Source organism: Galbibacter sp. PAP.153 (assembly GCF_037029175.1).
Taxonomy (GTDB): domain Bacteria; phylum Bacteroidota; class Bacteroidia; order Flavobacteriales; family Flavobacteriaceae; genus Galbibacter; species Galbibacter pacificus.
This window is the reverse complement of record NZ_JAZEUN010000055.1, coordinates 1-1288: the sequence shown is the minus strand read 5'-3', so window position 1 is coordinate 1288 and position 1288 is coordinate 1. Positions and strand designations below refer to the sequence as shown.

Genomic DNA, 1288 nt, shown 5'->3' with positions numbered 1-1288 from the left:
CTACCGTCTGGACACAAATATATTTTTATCTTTCGGGATAAAAAATGCAGACGAGATATTTTAATGATTTAAAAGACAAGCGATTGTTGAATAGAGGAAACTCTATTCTCAATCGCTTATTTAGTTCTAGTGTTCATTCGATACGTCAGTTAGCCCAAAGTGATTCAGAGGCAAAAGCAATGTATCGTTTTTTACAGAATGAGAATGTAAGCGAAAACGATATTATCAAAAACATGTCTTTAAACTGTATTGAAGCTGTAGGAGAACATTCTGTACTTTGTATTCAGGATACCAGTGATGTCAATTTGTACAATCACAAGAACAGGATAAAGAAAGATGACAGTATCGGCACGACCAATGCAGAGTATGGTGGTCTGGGTTTTCATATTCACCCCAGTTTTGTAATCGATTCAGGGACATTAATGCCTTATGGTTTTTCAGATGTAAAAATTTGGAATAGATCACACGATAAACCTAAAAAAGACAAGGGCCATAAAAAGAACCTCCTTCCCATTGAACAAAAAGAGTCTTATAAATGGATAGAATCTTCCCTTAAAAGTAAAAAGGTTCTATCCTCAGCAAAAGAAATTATCATTGTTCAAGATAGAGAGGGTGATATATACGAACAATTCTGTAGTGTCCCGGATTCTAAAACCCATCTTTTGGTACGAGCAAAGACAAATAGAATTCTTGATGGACAAACCAAACTTTTTGAGCACCTATCCAATCAACCCTTACAAGGGAACTATCAAGTGCCCATCGAGGGAGGCAAAAGAAGGTGTATAAAGAAAAGAACAGCTAATATGGAGGTACGTTTTACTCAAATAACCATTAAAGGAAATCAATATACTTCTAAAGCGCTCCCAAAAAGCATTACTCTTTATGCTATTGAAGCTAAAGAAGTAGGCAAAGGTGTTGAAAACCCAATACACTGGAGATTGCTTACCACCAAAAAAGTAGAAAACCTAGAGACTGCTTTACTCTGCATAGAATGGTACACTTGCCGTTGGATCATAGAAGAAGTATTCAGGATTTTAAAAAAGGGAGGCTTCAATATAGAGGCCAGTGAATTAACCAGGGGCAAAGCTATAAGAAAACTCTGTTTAATGATGCTAGAAACTATTGTCAAGCTGTTCATTATGCAGGTTGCTTATGCAACAGAAGAAGCAACCAATCCTAGGAGTTGCTTTTCTGAACAAGAAATTGAGTGTCTTGAGTACCAAATAGTGCAATTGGAAGGTAAAACACAGAAATTAAAAAACCCATATAAATCGAATGACCTCAAACG

1 protein-coding gene is annotated in these 1288 nt (G+C 36.1%); it reads left to right on the top strand.

The window, feature by feature from the left end; all coding sequences use genetic code 11:
* Positions 1–44: 44 nt before the first annotated feature.
* On the top strand, positions 45–1288 hold a 1244-nt coding region (locus UXI14_RS17995), incomplete at its 3' end, for an IS4 family transposase (protein WP_335967351.1).